This window comes from Pyramidobacter sp. C12-8 (assembly GCF_002007215.1).
Taxonomy (GTDB): domain Bacteria; phylum Synergistota; class Synergistia; order Synergistales; family Dethiosulfovibrionaceae; genus Pyramidobacter.
Genome location: NZ_MUHX01000089.1, coordinates 1 through 328 on the forward strand (window position 1 = coordinate 1; position 328 = coordinate 328).

1 protein-coding gene and 1 pseudogene are annotated in these 328 nt (G+C 59.5%); both read right to left on the reverse strand.

What is annotated here, in order from left to right; translation table 11 throughout:
- A partial coding sequence (locus B0D78_RS13620; protein WP_240496176.1) for a hypothetical protein occupies nt 1–211 on the reverse strand: 211 nt, incomplete at its 3' end.
- Nucleotides 212–259: 48 nt separating this feature from the next.
- Nucleotides 260–325: pseudogene (locus B0D78_RS13625) on the reverse strand (hypothetical protein); the annotation flags it as partial.
- Between the last annotated feature and the right edge of the window lie 3 nt (nt 326–328).

Consider the following 328-nt stretch of genomic DNA (forward strand, 5'->3'; position numbering starts at 1 on the left):
TACCGTCGTCGTCCGCCAGTACGCAGACGCCGGAGTCGGTACCCGCCTTGTATTCCATACCGGTGCCGACGATCGGAGACTGGGTGACCATCAGCGGAACAGCCTGACGCTGCATGTTCGCGCCCATCAGAGCGCGGTTCGCGTCGTCGTTCTCGAGGAAGGGGATCATCGCGGTCGCGACGGATACAACCATGCGCGGCGAAACATCCATATAGTCAAAGCGGAAGGCTCTGTGCTCGACGAACTCGTCCTTATAACGGCCGACGACACGCTCGTTGATGAAATGGCCTTCCTCGTCGAGCGGTTCATTAGCCTGAGCGACCATGAA